The organism is Variovorax sp. WS11, from assembly GCF_010499245.1.
Lineage (GTDB): Bacteria > Pseudomonadota > Gammaproteobacteria > Burkholderiales > Burkholderiaceae_C > Variovorax.
The window spans coordinates 2,673,249-2,689,261 of the sequence record NZ_JAAGOW010000001.1 but is presented as its reverse complement, the minus strand read 5'-3'; the positions used below and the strand labels follow the sequence as shown (position 1 = coordinate 2,689,261).

At 68.2% G+C, this 16,013-nt stretch carries 15 protein-coding genes and 1 pseudogene; 12 read left to right on the top strand and 4 right to left on the bottom strand.

The window, feature by feature from the left end; genetic code table 11:
* Positions 1-26: 26 nt before the first annotated feature.
* Positions 27-1,625 (bottom strand): phospholipase D family protein, encoded by a 1,599-nt coding sequence (locus GXN78_RS13235; protein WP_106561326.1) that lies wholly within the window; start codon positions 1,623-1,625, stop codon positions 27-29.
* Positions 1,626-1,829: 204 nt separating this feature from the next.
* Here GXN78_RS13235 and GXN78_RS13230 point away from each other — a divergent pair, with 204 nt between their 5' ends.
* The 4 genes from GXN78_RS13230 to GXN78_RS13215 all read left to right on the top strand — a co-directional run bounded on the left by GXN78_RS13230 (position 1,830) and on the right by GXN78_RS13215 (position 5,972).
* Complete coding sequence (locus tag GXN78_RS13230) at positions 1,830-2,465, top strand: Crp/Fnr family transcriptional regulator (RefSeq protein ID WP_106561325.1); 636 nt, start codon at positions 1,830-1,832, stop codon at positions 2,463-2,465.
* A 151-nt stretch (positions 2,466-2,616) separates the two neighbouring features.
* Positions 2,617-2,886, top strand: coding sequence for a helix-turn-helix domain-containing protein (locus GXN78_RS13225; protein ID WP_106561324.1), 270 nt, complete (start codon positions 2,617-2,619; stop codon positions 2,884-2,886).
* Complete coding sequence (locus GXN78_RS13220; RefSeq protein ID WP_106561323.1) at positions 2,876-4,126, top strand: type II toxin-antitoxin system HipA family toxin; 1,251 nt, start codon at positions 2,876-2,878, stop codon at positions 4,124-4,126. The genes GXN78_RS13225 and GXN78_RS13220 overlap by 11 nt, the downstream gene beginning before the upstream one ends.
* A gap of 139 nt (positions 4,127-4,265) precedes the next feature.
* A complete protein-coding gene (locus GXN78_RS13215) occupies positions 4,266-5,972 on the top strand; it encodes an IS1634 family transposase (protein ID WP_106561501.1) in 1,707 nt (568 codons plus the stop codon).
* Positions 5,973-6,062: 90 nt separating this feature from the next.
* Here GXN78_RS13215 and GXN78_RS13210 read toward each other — a convergent pair whose 3' ends face one another.
* Positions 6,063-7,421 carry an aspartate aminotransferase family protein gene (locus GXN78_RS13210; protein ID WP_106561046.1) on the bottom strand — a complete coding sequence of 453 codons (1,359 nt, stop codon included), beginning with the start codon at positions 7,419-7,421 and terminating at the stop codon, positions 6,063-6,065.
* 103 nt (positions 7,422-7,524) lie between these two features.
* On the opposite strand from GXN78_RS13210, the gene GXN78_RS13205 reads away from it, so the two are divergent.
* The gene (locus GXN78_RS13205; RefSeq protein ID WP_106561029.1) at positions 7,525-8,469 is read left to right on the top strand and encodes a LysR family transcriptional regulator; all 945 of its coding nucleotides are present in this window, start codon (positions 7,525-7,527) and stop codon (positions 8,467-8,469) included.
* A gap of 33 nt (positions 8,470-8,502) precedes the next feature.
* On the opposite strand, the gene GXN78_RS13200 is transcribed toward GXN78_RS13205, so the two are convergent.
* The gene (locus GXN78_RS13200; protein WP_106561030.1) at positions 8,503-10,905 is read right to left on the bottom strand and encodes a catalase; all 2,403 of its coding nucleotides are present in this window, start codon (positions 10,903-10,905) and stop codon (positions 8,503-8,505) included.
* A 160-nt stretch (positions 10,906-11,065) separates the two neighbouring features.
* Here GXN78_RS13200 and GXN78_RS13195 point away from each other — a divergent pair, with 160 nt between their 5' ends.
* The 4 genes from GXN78_RS13195 to GXN78_RS13180 all read left to right on the top strand — a co-directional run bounded on the left by GXN78_RS13195 (position 11,066) and on the right by GXN78_RS13180 (position 12,257).
* Positions 11,066-11,347, top strand: a complete 282-nt coding sequence (locus tag GXN78_RS13195; RefSeq protein WP_106561031.1) for a hypothetical protein — start codon at positions 11,066-11,068, stop codon at positions 11,345-11,347.
* Positions 11,348-11,405: 58 nt separating this feature from the next.
* Positions 11,406-11,630 carry an addiction module protein gene (locus GXN78_RS13190; RefSeq protein WP_164255440.1) on the top strand — a complete coding sequence of 75 codons (225 nt, stop codon included), beginning with the start codon at positions 11,406-11,408 and terminating at the stop codon, positions 11,628-11,630.
* Complete coding sequence (locus GXN78_RS13185) at positions 11,627-11,923, top strand: type II toxin-antitoxin system RelE/ParE family toxin (protein WP_106561033.1); 297 nt, start codon at positions 11,627-11,629, stop codon at positions 11,921-11,923. The genes GXN78_RS13190 and GXN78_RS13185 overlap by 4 nt, the downstream gene beginning before the upstream one ends.
* A gap of 118 nt (positions 11,924-12,041) precedes the next feature.
* Positions 12,042-12,257 carry a hypothetical protein gene (locus tag GXN78_RS13180; RefSeq protein WP_146163211.1) on the top strand — a complete coding sequence of 72 codons (216 nt, stop codon included), beginning with the start codon at positions 12,042-12,044 and terminating at the stop codon, positions 12,255-12,257.
* A gap of 23 nt (positions 12,258-12,280) precedes the next feature.
* Here GXN78_RS13180 and GXN78_RS13175 read toward each other — a convergent pair whose 3' ends face one another.
* On the bottom strand, positions 12,281-12,988 hold the full coding sequence (locus GXN78_RS13175) for a Crp/Fnr family transcriptional regulator (RefSeq protein WP_106561035.1): 708 nt from the start codon (positions 12,986-12,988) through the stop codon (positions 12,281-12,283).
* A gap of 106 nt (positions 12,989-13,094) precedes the next feature.
* Here GXN78_RS13175 and GXN78_RS13170 point away from each other — a divergent pair.
* The 3 genes and pseudogenes from GXN78_RS13170 (at position 13,095) to GXN78_RS13160 (ending at position 16,003) form a co-directional block, all read left to right on the top strand.
* Positions 13,095-14,011, top strand: a pseudogene (locus tag GXN78_RS13170) (3-keto-5-aminohexanoate cleavage protein).
* Positions 14,012-14,058: 47 nt separating this feature from the next.
* Positions 14,059-15,051, top strand: a complete 993-nt coding sequence (locus tag GXN78_RS13165; RefSeq protein ID WP_106561037.1) for a Bug family tripartite tricarboxylate transporter substrate binding protein — start codon at positions 14,059-14,061, stop codon at positions 15,049-15,051.
* 10 nt (positions 15,052-15,061) lie between these two features.
* A complete protein-coding gene (locus GXN78_RS13160; protein WP_106561047.1) occupies positions 15,062-16,003 on the top strand; it encodes a 3-hydroxyacyl-CoA dehydrogenase NAD-binding domain-containing protein in 942 nt (313 codons plus the stop codon).
* Positions 16,004-16,013 lie beyond the last annotated feature (10 nt).

Sequence of the window (16,013 nt, the reverse complement as noted above, 5' to 3'; positions counted from 1 at the left end):
CCTCCTTCAGGGACCTTCCCGAAGGATCAGAGAAGTTCCTCGTCGATGAGGCTCGACAGCAGCGCCAGGCGCAGCTGGGTGGACCAGCGGGTGTTCGGTTCCTGGGCCAGCACGATCGGTGCGTCGCTGCCCTGCGCCACCCATTGCAGGTTCTTCGAGCCGCCGGCGCTGCGCACCTGGTAGCTGCGGGGCTGACGCTCGCCGCGCAGCAGGCTGGCCAGCTGGCCGGCGAGCTCGGGGCTGTCGACGATCAGGCCCATCTCGGTGTTGAGGTGGGCAGAGCGGCGGTCCATGTTGAGCGAGCCGATGTAGAAGCGGCGACCGTCGACCACGGCGACCTTGGCATGCAGCCGGCCGAGCGAGCCGTGCGCCTCGCCGGCGACCGCGCGGGCTTGCACGGCGCCGGGCATCAGCTCGTACACCGAGACGCCCATGTCCAGCAGGGCGGTGCGATAGCGCGCATAGCCGGCATGCACGAGGGGCTCGTCGGTGGTGGCGAGCGAATTGGTCATGACGGAGACGCGCACCTGGCTGTCGGTGGCCTGCTTGAGGACCTCCATCGTGCGGCGGCCGGGAACGAAGTAAGGCGATGCCACCAGCACTTCAGAGCGCGCCGATTGCAGCAGCTCGAGCTTGCCGTGCATGACCGCGCCGTCCGCCATCGGAGTCTTGACGGGCGCATCGGCGAGCACGCGGACGGCGGCCACGTGCAGCTGGAGGCGGCCGGTGGCGAGTTGGGTGCCGACGCTGGTCTGGCCGAGCAGGTCGAGCGAGGCCAGCGGCAACCCGGCGGCACCGGCCTGCTGCGCGGCCTGGTCGAACGCGCGGCGGGCGGCTTCGGGGGTCAGGGCGGCGTCGACCAGGCTCTGGATCGGGTAGGCCTGCTCGCTGTTCCAGTAGCCGTCGAACACCGTAGACAGGGCCTGCACCGCGGCGCCGGCGGCCAGGATGTCCATGTCGATGAAGTTGTCCGGGCCGCTGCGGTCGAAGTACTCATCGGCGATGTTGCGGCCGCCGGTGACGGCGAAGGCGTTGTCGGCCACGAACAGCTTGTTGTGCATGCGGCGGTTGATGCGCGAGAACTCGTGCAGCGAGAAGACCACGCGGGAGGCGACGCCGCCGTTGCGCACCGGCAGCGGGTTGAACATGCGCAGCTCGACGTTGGGGCGAGCGGCCAGGCCGGCCAGCAGCGTGTCCTGGCCGATGGCGTGCAGGTCGTCCACCAGCAGGCGCACGCGAACGCCGCGGGCGGCGGCCTCGGCCAGGCTGCGCAGGAACTGCAGTCCGGAAGCGTCGTCGGCGATCTGGTAGTACTGGGCGTCGATGCTCTTCTCGGCGGCGCGGGCCAGGACGATGCGGGCTTCGAAGGCCTGCTCGCCGGCCGGCAGCAGGCGCAGGCCCGAGAGCGCTTCGTCACGCTCCGGCATGGAGGCGGCGGCGACGGCGGCGAGGCGGGTGTCGGTCACGTCGGTGCGGGCCTGGGAGGGGGTGCGCTGCACCGCGCTCGGGAGGCCGGCGCAGCCCGCCAGCACAGCGCCCAGGGCCAGCACGAAGGCCGCCATCGCCAGCCGCAGGCTGACCCAGGGGGCGATCAGGATGTGGTTGCGGGCGAAAGAGGCGATCACGGCGGGCTCCTCGGGGTTTCTTCAGCCGGCGAAATCGACACGCACCGGCCTTGTCCCGAATCTAGGGAAAGAGCCCCTTCGCCACGAGTGAGCAGTGCGCAGCGCGGATGTGAACTGCGTCACACTGCCGCCCAGGGGCCGCCGGATAATCGGGTCGCCGCGAGAGCGCCGCCCGGCTTCCCCCATGTGCACAGGAGCGCCCCGATGCCCGCCGACGCCGAAGACCGCCTGCCGCAGCACCTGCTCGACGCGATCGCGCCGCGCGGCATGACGCGGACCTTTCCCGCGAACGCCATCCTGATCAACGAGGGCGACACCACCGATTCGCTCTACATCCTGCTGAGCGGCAGGGTGAAGATTTACGCCAGCTCGGACGACGGCCGCGAGCTGGTGCTGGCCGAGCACGGCCCGGGCGAGTATTTCGGGGAGCTCTCGATCGACGGCGAGAAGCGCTCGGCCTCGATCAAAGCGATGGAGACCTGCAGCTGCCGGATGGTGCAAGGCTCGGAGCTGCGCCAGTTCCTGGCCGACCACCCCGACTTCGCGATGCACCTGACCCGCAAGCTGATCCGCATGGTGCGACGCCTGACCGAGCAGGTGCGCAGCCTGGCGCTGCAGGACGTCTACGGCCGCATGGTGCGGGTGCTGACGGAGCTGTCGGAGCCGGTGGGCGAAGAGCGCCTGCTGCGCCACAAGCTGACGCAGCAGGACATCGCCGACCGCGTCGGCTCCTCGCGCGAGATGGTGAACCGGGTGATGAAGGAGCTCACGGCCGGTGGCTATGTCGGGCAGCGGGAGGGGCGGCTGGTGATATTGAAGAAGCTGCCGGCTGCGTGGTAGGCGGTGATGGGCCGGTTGCCAGTTATGGCTGGCAAATTAGGTCACGATGCATTGTTTTGCAAGTCAAAACTTGCAATTACAGCATACCTCAAATCGGGCAGTTGCAAGTTATAGCTTGCAAATCATTCCTCACCGCGCATAATTGTCAGCCATGACTGACACTCTCCGCCTGCCCGATGAACTTGGCCGCGCCCTCCGCGAACGGCGGGAGGCCTTGGGAATGAGCAAGTCCGAGCTCGCGGCCCGGGCTGGGAAGGTTCGCGAGGTCATCTACCGCCTGGAGGCTGGCGAAGACTCCACCGTCTCGTCCCTGATGGCCGTCCTGGGTGCTTTGGGTTTGGCCATACGCCTGGAGGGCGTCGGCCTGCCCTCGGCAGAGGAAGTCGCCCGCCGCTTCCAGGAAGAAGACGATGCTTCCTGAAAAGATCCGCGCCCTCGCGGTCTCGATCGGCGACGCGGACTCTGCGGGCCAGTTGCTCAAGACCTCGACCTACGAGTTCCGCTACCTCGACCCGGACCCCGAGCAGCCGCCCGTGGCCTTGCTCATGCCGCCCAAGGAGAGACTCACCTGGCAGGACGGCGACCTGTTCCCGCCCATGGATCAGAACTTGCCCGAGGGCGACTTGTTCATGAAGATTCGAGAGCTGTTTCCCAAGCAGCCGATGACGCCCATGCATCTGCTGGCGCTGATCGGCCGCAACGGGATCGGCCGGCTGGGGTACAGCCTTCCGGAGCATCCGCTGGCGGCAGCACCGCCGCCCTTGAGCAAGGATGAACTGCTCAAGACCCGATACACGCCGGAGGTCTTCAACGAACTGGTGGCCGCCTACCTGAGCACGGGCGCCGGGATTGCGGGCATGCAGCCCAAGATCATGGTGCCGGACCGTCCGACGATCCCCATCCCCTCGCTCATCGTGAAGGCTGCCAGCGCGGCTTACCCGAGCCTGGCGGCCAACGAGTACCTGTGCCTGAGCGCTGCACGGAGCGCCGGCATCGAAGTGCCTTCGTTCGCCCTCTCCGACGACGGGCAGATGCTGATCCTGGACCGCTTCGACCTCGTGCAGCGCGAGGACGGCCGCATCGAGCGGCTCGGCTTCGAGGACGTCGCCGCCCTGGCAGGCCTGCGTGTGCGCGAGATCCTGTCGGACCGGAAGTACCAGGGCAGCTACCAACGCATCGCCGAGCTGCTGCGGCAACTGCGGCTGCACAGCGATAACCTGCACCGCTTCTTCCAGCAGGTGGCCTTCTCCGTCATGGTGCGCAACGGCGATGCGCACCTGAAGAACTTCGGCGTGCTGTACCGCTCCTCCGCGGACGTGTGGCTTGCCCCGATGTTCGATGTGGTGACGACCTCGGTCTACAGGTACGCGCAGTACCCGGGAGGTCCCGAGCTCGAGGACCGTACGCTGGCGCTCAAGCTCTTCGCCGGCAGGCACCGGACCAAGACCTACCCCACCACCGAGGAGCTCCACGACTTCGGCCGCCGGATTTGCGGGGTGAGCCAGCCTGCCCGTGTGCTCGAGGCCATTGCAGAGGCCATGCACCGGACGCTGGAAGACGCCAAAGGCGATGCGCGGGTGCCGGCTGGTTTTCTCGCGAAGATCAGGGAAGCGTGGGCCGAGGGCATGCTGCATGCCCGTCGGGCCCCTGCGGCCCCCTAGCCCGAAGTTCCTCGGTCACCCTGCGGCCTTTTGGCCGGTAACCCCTTTGAAATCAACGAGTTGAGCGGCCTCATGTGTTCCAAAATGTAGGCATGTTATTTACTTGATATTAGCTTGTATTTGACCTATTAATGTAGGCATGCACATCCATGTCGTGCCGAATCGTGGCTCACCGCCCACCGTGCTGCTGCGCGAGTCCTACCGCGAGGGCTCCAAGGTCGGCAAGCGCACGCTGGCCAATCTGTCGAGCCTGTCGGCCGCGCAGATCGAAGCCATTCGAGCAGCCCTGCGCGGCGAGGCCTTGCAGCCGCTCACGCAGTGCTTGGAGATCACCGCGTCGCGTTCGCATGGCCATATGCAAGCCGTTGGCGAGGCTATGCAGCGGCTGGGCTTCGCCTCGGTGCTTGCCTCCAAGCCCTGCCGCGAGCGCGACCTGGTACTGGCCATGGTGGCCTCGCGCATCGCAGCGCCGCATACCAAGTTGGCCACCACGCGCTGGTGGCACACCACGACGCTGGCCGAGGACTTCGGTGTCGCCGACGCCGACGAGGACGACCTGTACGCGGCGATGGACTGGCTGCTCGCGCGCCAGGCCACGATCCAGAAGAAGCTCACCGCGCGTCACTTGAGGGCCGGCGCCCTGGTGCTGTACGACCTATCGTCGAGCTACTTCGAGGGCAGCAGTTGCCCTCTGGCCAGGCTCGGCTATAGCCGCGACGGCAAGAAGGGCCTGCTGCAGGTCAACTACGGCCTGCTCACCGATGCGCGGGGCTGCCCGCTGGCCGTGTCGGTGTACGAGGGCAATGTGGCCGACAGCCTGACCTTGCTGCCCGAGGTCAAGCGGCTGCGCGAGGAGTTCGGCGTCGAGCAACTGGTGATGGTGGGTGACCGCGGCATGATCTCCAACAAGGCGATCCAGGAGATGCGCGAGTCCGAGGGCGTGGGCTGGATCAGTGCGCTGAAGAGCGTCTCGATTCGCGCGCTGGTCGAGCAGGGCCACCTGCAGCTTGGTTTGTTCGACGAGCGCAACCTGCTTGAACTGAGCTCGCCGGACTACCCGGGCGAGCGCCTGGTGGCGTGCCGCAATCCGGAACTCGCCAAGCTGCGCACGCACAAGCGCGAGGACCTGCTCGCCGCCACCGAGGCCAATCTGCAGAAGATCAAGGCCCGGGTGGATGCACTCAAGCTGGCTGGGCGCGACGAGATCGGCTTGCGCGTGGGCAAGGTCGTCAACCAGTACAAGGTCGCCAAGCACTTCGAGCTGGTGATTGGCGACAACGCCTTCACCTTCGCACGCAAGACAGACGCCATCGCTGCCGAGGCGGCACTGGACGGCATTTACATCATCCGCACCTCGGTGCCAACGACGCAGATGGACGCGTCCCAGTGCGTGCGCAACTACAAGGCGCTCGCCAACGTCGAGCGCGCGTTCCGCTCGCTCAAGACGATCGATCTGAAGGTGCGCCCGATCCACCACCGCACCGCTGATCGGGTGCGCGCGCACATCTTCCTGTGCATGCTGGCCTACTACGTCGAGTGGCACATGCGCGAGGCTTGGGCGCCGCTGATGTTCGCCGACACGGATCAACAGGCCAAGGCCGCGCGTGACCCGGTGGCGCCGGCTACGCGATCCAAGGCGGCGCTGGCCAAGGTGGCCCGCCACATGCTGGATGACGGCACGCCGGTGCATAGCTTCTCGACCCTCATGGCCGAACTCGCCACCATCGTGCGCAACACCTGTCGCACGCCCAACGCCGGGGCCGACGCGCCGACCTTCGAGGTGCTCACTACACCCAACGTGCAGCAGCAGCGAGCGCTCAACCTCATCCAGCAGATCCGGTTGTAGACAGAAGCCGGACTCCCGAACTCACGCCAAGTGCTTGTCGTGCAAAGGCAAACTCGCTCGACGGCTTCAGGAACTTCGGCCTAGCCAAAGTCAGGCCGTCTCGGCCAGCGCATCGCCCAGCGCACTGACCAGCCGCTCGATGTCGGCCTTCTCCGCGATGAAAGGCGGCGCCAGCTGGATCGTGTCGCCGCCATAGCGCACGTAGAAGCCCTTTTTCCAGCAGGCCATGGCCACCTCGTAGGGCCGGCGTGCCGGCTCGCCGGGCAGCGATGCGAGCGTCAAGCCCGCGGCCAGGCCGTAATTGCGGATGTCGGTCACATGCTTGCTGCCCTTGAGGCTGTGCACCGCGGCTTCGAAGTGCGGCGCCAGCGCCTGCACGCGGCCGACCATGTCTTCCTTCACCAGCACGTCCAGCGCCGCGACGCCGGCCGCGCAGGCCACCGGATGGGCCGAGTAGGTGTAGCCGTGCGGGAACTCGAGCATGTAGTCCGGCCCGCCGGCGGCCATGAAGGTGTCGTAGATCTCGCGGCTCGCGATCACCGCGCCCAGCGGCTGGGTGCCGTTGGTGACCTGCTTGGCCACGTTCATGATGTCCGGCGTCACGCCGAAGGCGTCGGCGCCTGTCATGGCGGCCGCGCGGCCGAAGCCGGTGATGACCTCGTCGAAGATCAGCAGGATGTTGTTGGCGGTGCAGATCTCGCGCAGGCGCTTCAGGTAGCCCTTGGGCGGAATCACCACGCCGGCGGAGCCCGAGAAGGGCTCGACGATGACGGCCGCGATGTTGCTCGCGTCGTGCAGCGCGATCAGGTCCAGCAGGCGGTCGGCCAGCTCGGCGCCCTGCGCCGGCTCGCCGCGCGAGAAGGCATTGGCCGCCAGCTGGGTGTGCGGCAGGTGGTCTGCCTCCACGGCCTGGCCGAAGGTCTTGCGGTTGGCGACCATGCCGCCCACCGAGATGCCGCCGAAATTGACGCCGTGGTAGCCCTTCTCGCGGCCGATCAGGCGGGTCTTGCCGCCTTGGCCCTTGGCGCGCCAGTAGGCGCGCGCCATCTTGAGCGAGGTGTCGGCGGCCTCGGAGCCGGAGCCGGTGAAGAACACGTAGTCCAGGCCCTCGGGCGTGAGCTCGCGCAGCCGGTTGGCGAGCTCGAAGGACAGCGGATGGCCGAACTGGAAGGCCGGCGAATAGTCCAGCTTCGCGATCTGACGGCTTACCGCCTCGGTGATCTCGGGCCGGCCGTGGCCCAGGCCCGAGCACCACAGGCCGGACAGGCCGTCGAAGATCTTGCGGCCGTCGCTGTCGGTGAAGTACAGGCCCTGGGCCTCGACGATCAGGCGCGGATCGGCCTTGAACTGGCGGTTGGCGGTGAAGGGCATCCAGTGCGCGTCCAGCCATGCGGCGTCGGTGCGGACCGTGGGGAGATGGGAGGACGTGTCGGCAGCGATGGAGCTCATGGCAGGTGGGCGCTGGCGCGCCGGCGGGTTGGAGGTGGCATCGATTCTGAGGAGGCTCGATACTTCGGCCAATGACGGAATATCCACGTTCACTTGTCAATCTATGAAAGTAAAGACGCCCTCCTCTTCCGCCCCTTCCCGCCTGGGCCAGCTCGGCGAATCGGACCTGCGCATGCTCAAGGTCTTCAAGGCCGTGGCCGACTGCGGCGGCATGGCGGCGGCCGAGCTGGAGCTCAACGTCGGCACCTCCACCATCAGCCGGCAGATCAAGGACCTGGAGACGCGGCTGGGCCTCACGCTGTGCCGGCGCGGGCGCGCCGGCTTCGCGCTGACGGTCGAGGGGCAACGCATCTACGAGGAGACGATGCGCCTGCTGAGCGCGGTCGACACCTTTCGCAGCGGCGTGGACGACATCCACCAGCGCATGGGCGGGCAGTTGGAGATCGGGCTCTTCGACAAGACCGCGACCAACCCGAAGGCCCGCATCGGCGAAGCCATCGCCGGCTTCGTCGAGCGCGCGCCCGAGGTGGCGCTGCAGATCCAGATCGGCACCATGAACGCGATCGAGCGCCAGCTGATCGACGGCAGCCTGCACGTGGGCATCATCCCGGCGCACCGGCGCTCCGACAGCCTGGCCTACGACCTGCTGTTCGACGAGACCATGTTGCTGTACTGCGGCGCCGGGCACCCGCTCTTCGAGGGCCGCAACACCGGGCTGGACTGGAAGGGGCTGCGCGCGCATCGCTTCGCCGGGCTGGGCTACCACTCGCCCAACATGGAGGCCAGCCACCGCGCCGGGCTCAAGCGCGCCGCCACCGGCCTGGACCAGGAGGCGATCGCGACGCTGATTCTCTCGGGGCGCTTCCTGGGCTTCCTGCCCGACCACTACGGCCGGGTCTTCGAGGAAGGCGGGCGCATGCGGCCGGTGCGCAAGTCGATGTTCCGCTACGACTGCGGCTTCGTGTGCGTGATGCGGCGCTCGCCGGCGCCCTCGCGCGCGGCGCTGGCTTTCAGGGAGGCGCTGCTGCAGGAGCACGGCGTGGCCTGAGCGACGATGCCGCGCGCCGCCTGATCGCCGGACTCAGAAGCGCGGCGGGTCCGAGTCGCGCTCCGGATGCCTGTGCCGGGCCACCGCGGCGATGAAGCTCGCCGCCGTGTCCTCCCCCGCGCCTGCAAAGAGGATGCCCGGATCAGGCTCGCCGGACGGCAGCGTGGCGGGCATGCCCAGCTTGTCCGTCAACGCCTTCGAGGCGCCCAGCACCAGCAGCGTCTTGCAGTGGCGGTAGGTATTGACGACGAACTCGCTGGTCTGCCCGACACGGGCCAGCAGGTCGACACCGGCTTGTCCGTCGGGCAGCACGACGGCGTCGAACAGCACGGGCGGCGTGTTCTCCAGCGAGGCGTCGGCGTCCAGCGTGCCGCCGTCGGCGGTCTTCACCGGTCCGATGCGCGGCGCCACGATGCGCGCCACCGCGCCGGCTTCCACCAGGGCTGCCTGCAGCACCTGGAGGGACGCGCCTTCCACGCCGTCGGCCGCCAGCAGGGCGATCTTGCGCGTGCGGATGCCGCCGTCGCCGGGCCGGGCCGTGAGCGACAGCGCGGGCGAGGTGGCGACCTCGGGCGCCTGCGGCTTCTCCGCCGCCCGCGGCATGGGCGCAGGCACGGTGAAGCCCAAGCCCTTGGCCACGCGCTCCGCCAGTTCCGGCGCCACGTTGGCCAGGCTGGAGACCATGCGCTCCCGGATTGCCGGCACCGTGCACTTGGACAGCTCGAAGCGGAAGGCGCCGACGATGTGCGCCTTCTCCCACTCGGTCTGGCTGTTCCAGAACAGCGTGGCCTGCTGGTAGTGCTCGGCGAACTTCTCCGGCTTGCCGCGCAGCTTGTCGCCCTGCATGGGCTCGGGGAAGGACACGAAGCCCTTGGCGCCGGCCTGGAAGGGGCAGCCGCCGGCCAGCGAGTTGGGCTCGTAGGCCACGCGCCCGCGGTGCAGGGCCTGGCGCTTGATGCCGTCACGCTGGTTGTTATGCACCGGCACGACGGGCGCGTTGATCGGGATCTCGTGGAAGTTGGCGCCGCCCAGGCGCAGGATCTGCGTGTCCTTGTACGAATGGATGCGGCCGGCGAGCAACGGGTCGTTGCTGAAGTCGATGCCCGGCACCACGTGCGCGGTGCAGAAGGCGACCTGCTCGGTCTCGGCGAAGAAGTTGTCGGGATTGCGGTCGAGCACCAGGCGGCCGACAATGCGCACCGGCACCAGCTCCTCCGGCACGATCTTGGTGGCGTCGAGGATGTCGAAGCTCCAGTTGGCAGCCTCTTGCTCGGTGAAGATCTGCAGGCCCAGCTCCCATTCCGGGTACTCGCCGGCCTCGATGGCTTCCCAGAGGTCGCGCCGGTGGTAGTCGGCGTCGGCGCCCTGGATCTTGGCGGCCTCCTCCCACACCAGCGAGTGGGTGCCCAGCTTCGGCTTCCAGTGGAACTTGACGAATCGGCTCTCGCCAGCCGCGTTCACCATCCGGAAGCTGTGCACGCCGAAGCCTTCCATCATGCGGAAGCTGCGCGGAATGGCGCGGTCGCTCATGGCCCACATCATCATGTGCGTGGACTCGGGCGATAGCGAGATGAAGTCGTAGAAGGTGTCGTGCGCGCTGGCCGCCTGCGGCATCGCGTGATGCGGCTCGGGCTTGACCGAGTGGATGAGGTCGGGGAACTTCATCGCGTCCTGGATGAAGAAGACCGGGATGTTGTTGCCCACCAGATCCCAGTTGCCCTCGTCGGTGTAGAACTTCACCGCGAAGCCGCGCACGTCGCGCGCCGTGTCCACCGAGCCCCGCTCGCCGGCCACGGTCGAGAAGCGCACGAAGACCAGCGTGATCTTGCCCTTTTCCTGGAAGGGCGCGGCGCGGGTCAGGTCCGTGAGCGCCTCGTAGGCCTCGAAATAGCCATGCGCGCCCGAGCCGCGCGCATGCACGATGCGCTCGGGAATGCGCTCATGGTCGAAGTTGGTGATCTTCTCGCGCAGGATGAAGTCTTCCAGCAAGGCCGGCCCGCGCAGGCCCGCCTTCAGCGAGTTCTGGTTGTCGGCGATGGGCACGCCCTGGTTGGTGGTGAGCACCTGGCCGCTGGAATCGACGCGCACGCGGTCGAGCGAGCCGGCGGTGCGGTTCTCGCCCGGCGCGACGCCCTCGCCGGACTTGGGCGAGAAGTTGGCTTCGCTCAAGGTGCTGGCGCCGGCCTGCGCGGAAGGCGGCGGCGTCCTGGCGCCCTCGGGTGGCACCACCGCACTCTCGCGGCCGGCATCGAGCAGCTTGTTGGGGTTGTAGGGCATGGCCGCAGCCATTTCGTTCAGCTCGGCGGCGCGGGCCGCGAGCGCATCGCCGCCGGCGCCTTGAGCGCTCGCGGGCCCGCTGGCGGTGTTGCGGGCGGCGGACTTGGCCGCGGCCTTGCCGGAGGGCGCGGCGGCGGGCTTCTTCTTGGACGTGGGCATCGACAGGGCTCCTTGGGCGGTTGAAGACGGCAGGGAACGCGATTCCATTCCCGCGATGCAGGCGCCCATGTCAGCCGTGACCGCGTCAGCGGTGCGGCAACTTCCGTCGCGTTGCCGGACGCGCGGTGGCAGACTGCAGGATTGCATCGAGGAGCTCGCGATGAACATGCTCGAAATGCCCGAAGCGCAACGCACCGAGCTTCAGGCCCGCAGCGCCCTGGCCATCGATGGGCGCGGCCAGGAACTGCTGCTCGGGCTGAATGCCGAGGAGTCGCGCTTCTTCATCGCCTGCATGCAGCGGACGCCTTCGCGCTCCGCGGAGCGCGAGCGCTACGCGGAGCTGAAGGTGCGGCACGAAGCCGCGCGCTTCAAGCTTGCCTCGGTGGACGACGAGAGCACGGGCGACGAGGAAGGGCCGCCCCATCTGGGGCACAAGTTCTGAGCGGCGCGGGCAGCGCTGTAACATGCTTGAGAGTCGAAGCATTCTCGGAGGCCCCATCATGTCCACTCCCGTCCACGATCTCGAGGCCCAAGTCCTCGGCCTGCCGCCCGAGGACCGCGCTCGGCTTCTGGAACGCTTGATCGCCAGTTTCGAGCCCAAGTCGAAGGCGCAGGAAGCCTGGATGCAAGTTGCGCTGCGCCGCCAGGAGGACGTCCGCTCCGGCAAGACGGCGATGGTCTCCGGCAATGAAGCACTCGCGCGTGTCCGGGCAAGGATCGAGTGAGCCACTGGATCCACCCGGAAGCCGAAGCCGAACTCGGTGATGCGGCGGTCTACTACGCGACGCATGCCAGCCGACTGATCGCCGAAGCCTTCCTGGTCGAGTACGAAAGAGTGCTGGAGCTGCTTCGCGAAAACCAGCAGCGTGGGCCGCACGGCGGGCACGGCATGCGCGTCTATCACTTCGATCGGTTTCCGTACACCGTGATCTATGCCGAGGACGCAAACCTGGGCCCGCAGATCTTCGCCATCGCGCATCAAAGCCGCGAACCGCGGTATTGGGCAGACAGACGCTGACATCGCCGCGATAGCCAACCGCGTGCGAGTTCTCCCACGGCGGATCCCGCGCCGTCCCGACAGAGATGCGCCGGGCATCGGCTAGCTTGGAGCCAGTCGCCTTCCAAGGAGCTTGATGATGCCCAGACACGATGCCCCCAGCCGCGCGGAAGCATGCCGGCCGCGGCGCGATCCGGATTACGAGAAGTGGCGTGACGAGCAGGTGCGTCGGCTCGACGAAGAGCACGACGAGCTGCAGCGAGGGCGCCCGCATGCCGGCCCCGCCGAAGAAGGCGAACAGCCCCAGAGCCCCGGCGCCAAGCCCCTGCACAAGACGCAGCAACAGCAGCACTGAAGCCGCCGGCCGGGCGGCCGGCGCTACTCGACGAAGCGCCGCAGGCCTTCCAGGTCGACCACGGTGATCCCCCCGTACTCGATGCGCAGCAGCCCCGCCTCGCGCAGCCGGTTCAACGCCGCGTTGCAGCGCTGGCGCGACAGCCCCGAGAGGTTCGCGATCTCTTCCTGCGAGGTCTGCAGGTGCGCGTCGCTGCCCGGATGCAGCCAGGGATGGAACAGGCCCGCCAGCGCCCGCGCGACCTGGCTGTCGGCGTCGAGCAGCCGGTGCGCCGCGTAGTTGCCCATGAACCAGTGCAGCCGCTCGTTGAGCTGGCGCAGCAGGAAGTGGTTGAAGCTCAGCTGCGTCTGGTGCAGCCACTCGAAGGTCTCCAGCGGCAGTCGCGCCACCCGACTGTCGCGCAGCGCGATGATGTCGGCCGAACGCGGCAGGGCGCGCAGCAGCGTGCCCTCGCCGAACCAGCTGCCGACCGAGAGGCCGCCGAGCGTCACAGCGCGGCCGTCGTCGGCGGTGATGCACCACTTGAGCAGCCCCTCCAGCGTGCCGTACCAGTGCAGGGGCGTGTCGCCGCGCCGGCACAGCGCGCAGCCGGCGGCCACGGGCTGCTCGCGGATCTCGTCGAGCACGCGCGCCTGGGCCTGCGCATCGAGCGCGGGAAACCAGACCGAACGCTGCAGCAGCTCGGGGATCGAAAGGGATGCCGCCGGTCGCCGGCTCGGCTTGTTGTGCATCGACGCTCCTGCGCCGCGTAAACCCTGACTCCAAATGTCGTCGCAATGACTGTGGGCCCGCCGGCAGACAAAAATAATAACGCCCTCATCCAAGGAGACCGACCCGATGTCCAAGCGCAAGGTGATCGTGACCATTGCCCCCACCGGCGGCATGGCGCACAAGTCACAGAACCCCCACCTCCCACCCAGCCCGCGGAGATTGCCGCCGACGTGGTGGCTTGCTGGAAGGCCGGCGCCAGCGTTGCCGCGATCCATGCGCGGCGGCCGGACGACGGGGCGACCTGCGACGCGGCCGTGTATCGCGAAATCAACCAGCGCATCCGCGACGCCGGCTGCGACATCGTGATCAACAACTCCACCGGCGGCGGCGTGCACGGCGACATGGTCAAGCCGCTGCCCGGCGGGCGCTGGGAGATCGCCTTCGAGGAGCGCATCAAGGGCATGGACGCCGGCGCCGAGATGTGCACGCTGGACGCGACCACGCTCAACCTCAGCTTCGAGGGCCGCGAGATCCTGATGGACACGCCGCTCGGCAAGGGCCGCGAGCTCGCGGCCGGCATGAAGGCGCGCGGCATCAAGCCCGAGTGGGAGGTCTTCAGCCCCACTCATATCCTGCAGGACACGACCACGCTGATCAACGAGGGCCTCGACGAGCAGCCCTACTTCATCAACCTGGTGATGAACGTGCATCGCAACTTCCAGAACGCGATGCCCTTTTCGCCGCGCCACCTGCAGATGATGGTGGACACGCTGCCCAAGGGCGCGATCTTCTGCGTCAGCGGCATCGGGCCCTCGCAGCTGGAGGCCAACATCAGCGCGCTGCTGCTGGGCGGCCATGCGCGCGTCGGGTTGGAGGACAACCTCTACTACCGCCACGGCGAACTCGCGACTAACCTGCAGCTGACCGAGCGCATCGTGCGCATCCTCGGCGAGATGGACATGGAGCCCGCCACGTCCGCCGAGGCGCGCGACATGATGGGCCTGCCGCGCGTCGGCCTGCCGCGCCCCGAATTCGCTCTGTGACGAACGCTCTCTATCTCTCTATAACAGCCTCCGAGGAGTACAACACCATGACCGATCGCCGCCACTTCCTCCACGCCCTCGGCGCCGCTGCCGCCTTCGGCGCGCTCGCGCCGCTGAACGCACTGGCCCAGACGCTCGAGCAGATCAAGATCTACTACGGCTTCCCGGCCGGCAGCGCCGGCGACAGCGTGGCGCGCCGCGTCGGCGAGAAGCTGGCCGGCTCGGCCTACACCCGCAACTCGGGCGTCGTGGAAAACAAGCCCGGCGCGGGCGGCCGCATCGCGCTGGAGGTGCTCAAGGGCGCGCCGGCCGACGGCAGCGTGCTGGCGCTGTCGCCCTTCTCCTGCACCTCCATCTACCCGCACATCTACAGCAAGCTGAGCTACGACCCGGTCAAGGACATCACGCCGGTGTCGATCGCGGCGGTGATGCACCATGGCCTGGCGGTCGGCCCGTTGGTGCCGGCCAGCGTCAAGAACGTCAAGGACTTCCTGGCCTGGGCCAAGGCCAACCCCGACCAGGCCAGTTATGGCTCGCCGGCGGCCGGCTCCACGCCGCACTTCATCGGCGCCCTGCTGGGCATCAACAACGGCGTCGAGCTCAAGCACGTGCCCTACCGCGGCTCCATCCCCGGAGTGACCGACGTGGTGGGCGGCCAGATCGCCGCGATGGTCACGCCCAGCGGCGACTTCATCGCCAACCACAAGGCCGGCAAGCTGCGGCTGCTGGCCACCTCCGGCAAGGCGCGCTCGCCCTTCTCGCCCGAGGTGCCGACTCTGGCCGAGCAAGGCTTCGCGGAGCTCACGACCGAGGAGTGGTTCGGCTTCTACGCGCCGGCCAGGACGCCGGCCGCGGTGGTCAACGCTGCGAATGCGGCCATCAACGCCGCGATCAAGGACAAGGCGGTGATCGACAGCCTGGCGGTGGTCGGCCTGATCGCGCAAGGTTCCACCGTGGAAGAGATGGCCCGCTCGCAACGCGTCGAGTTCGAGCGCTGGGGGCCCCTGGTCAAGAAGGTCGGCTTCACGGCCGAGTCCTGAGATGGCGCACATGGGCACGCCCGTCAGACGCGTCGCGGTGGTCGGCACCGGCGTGATCGGCGCCAGCTGGGCCGCCTGGTTTCTCGCGCAGGGGCTGGACGTCGATGCCACCGACCCGTCGCCGGGTGCCGAGGCGCGGCTGCGCGAGGCCGTGGCGCAGCACTGGCCCACGCTGGAGCGCTTCGGGCTGGCCGAAGCTGCGTCGATGGAGCGCCTGCGCTTTCACGCGTCGCTGGAAGACGCCCTGCGCGAAGCGGACTTCGTGCAGGAGAACGGCCCCGAGCGCCTGGACTTCAAGATCGATCTGTTCCGCCGCATGGACGCCGCCGCGCCGCTGCATGCGATCCTGGCTTCCAGCTCCTCGGGGCTGACGGTCAGTGGCATGCAGTCGGGCTGCGCGCACCCGGAGCGCGTGGTGCTGGGCCATCCCTTCAATCCGCCGCACCTGATTCCTCTCGTGGAGGTGATCGGGGGGGAACGCACCTCGGCCGACGCCGTCGAGCGCACCATGGCCTTCTACGCCGCCATCGGCAAGCGGCCGATCCACGTGAAGCGCGAGGTCAAGGGCCACATCGCCAACCGCCTACAGGCGGCGCTGTGGCGCGAGGCCTTCCACCTGGTCGATCAAGGCGTGGCTTCGGTGGCCGACATCGACACCGCGATTTCGCAGGGCCCCGGCCTGCGCTGGGCGGTGATGGGGCCTTTCATGAACCTGCACTTGTCGGGCGGCGCGGGCGGCATCGCGCATGTGCTGGCGCACCTGGGCGGGCCGATCGAGGACTGGTGGAAAGACCTGGGATCGCCCCTCATGACGGAGCAGCTCAAGCAGCAGGTGACCGAGGGCGTTGCGTCGGAACTCGGCGAGCGCCATGAAAGCGAGCTCGAACGCACGCGCGACACCCTGCTGTTGAACCTGATCCGCGCCAAGTCCGCGTCCGGCACACTCGAATAACAAAGCGTCC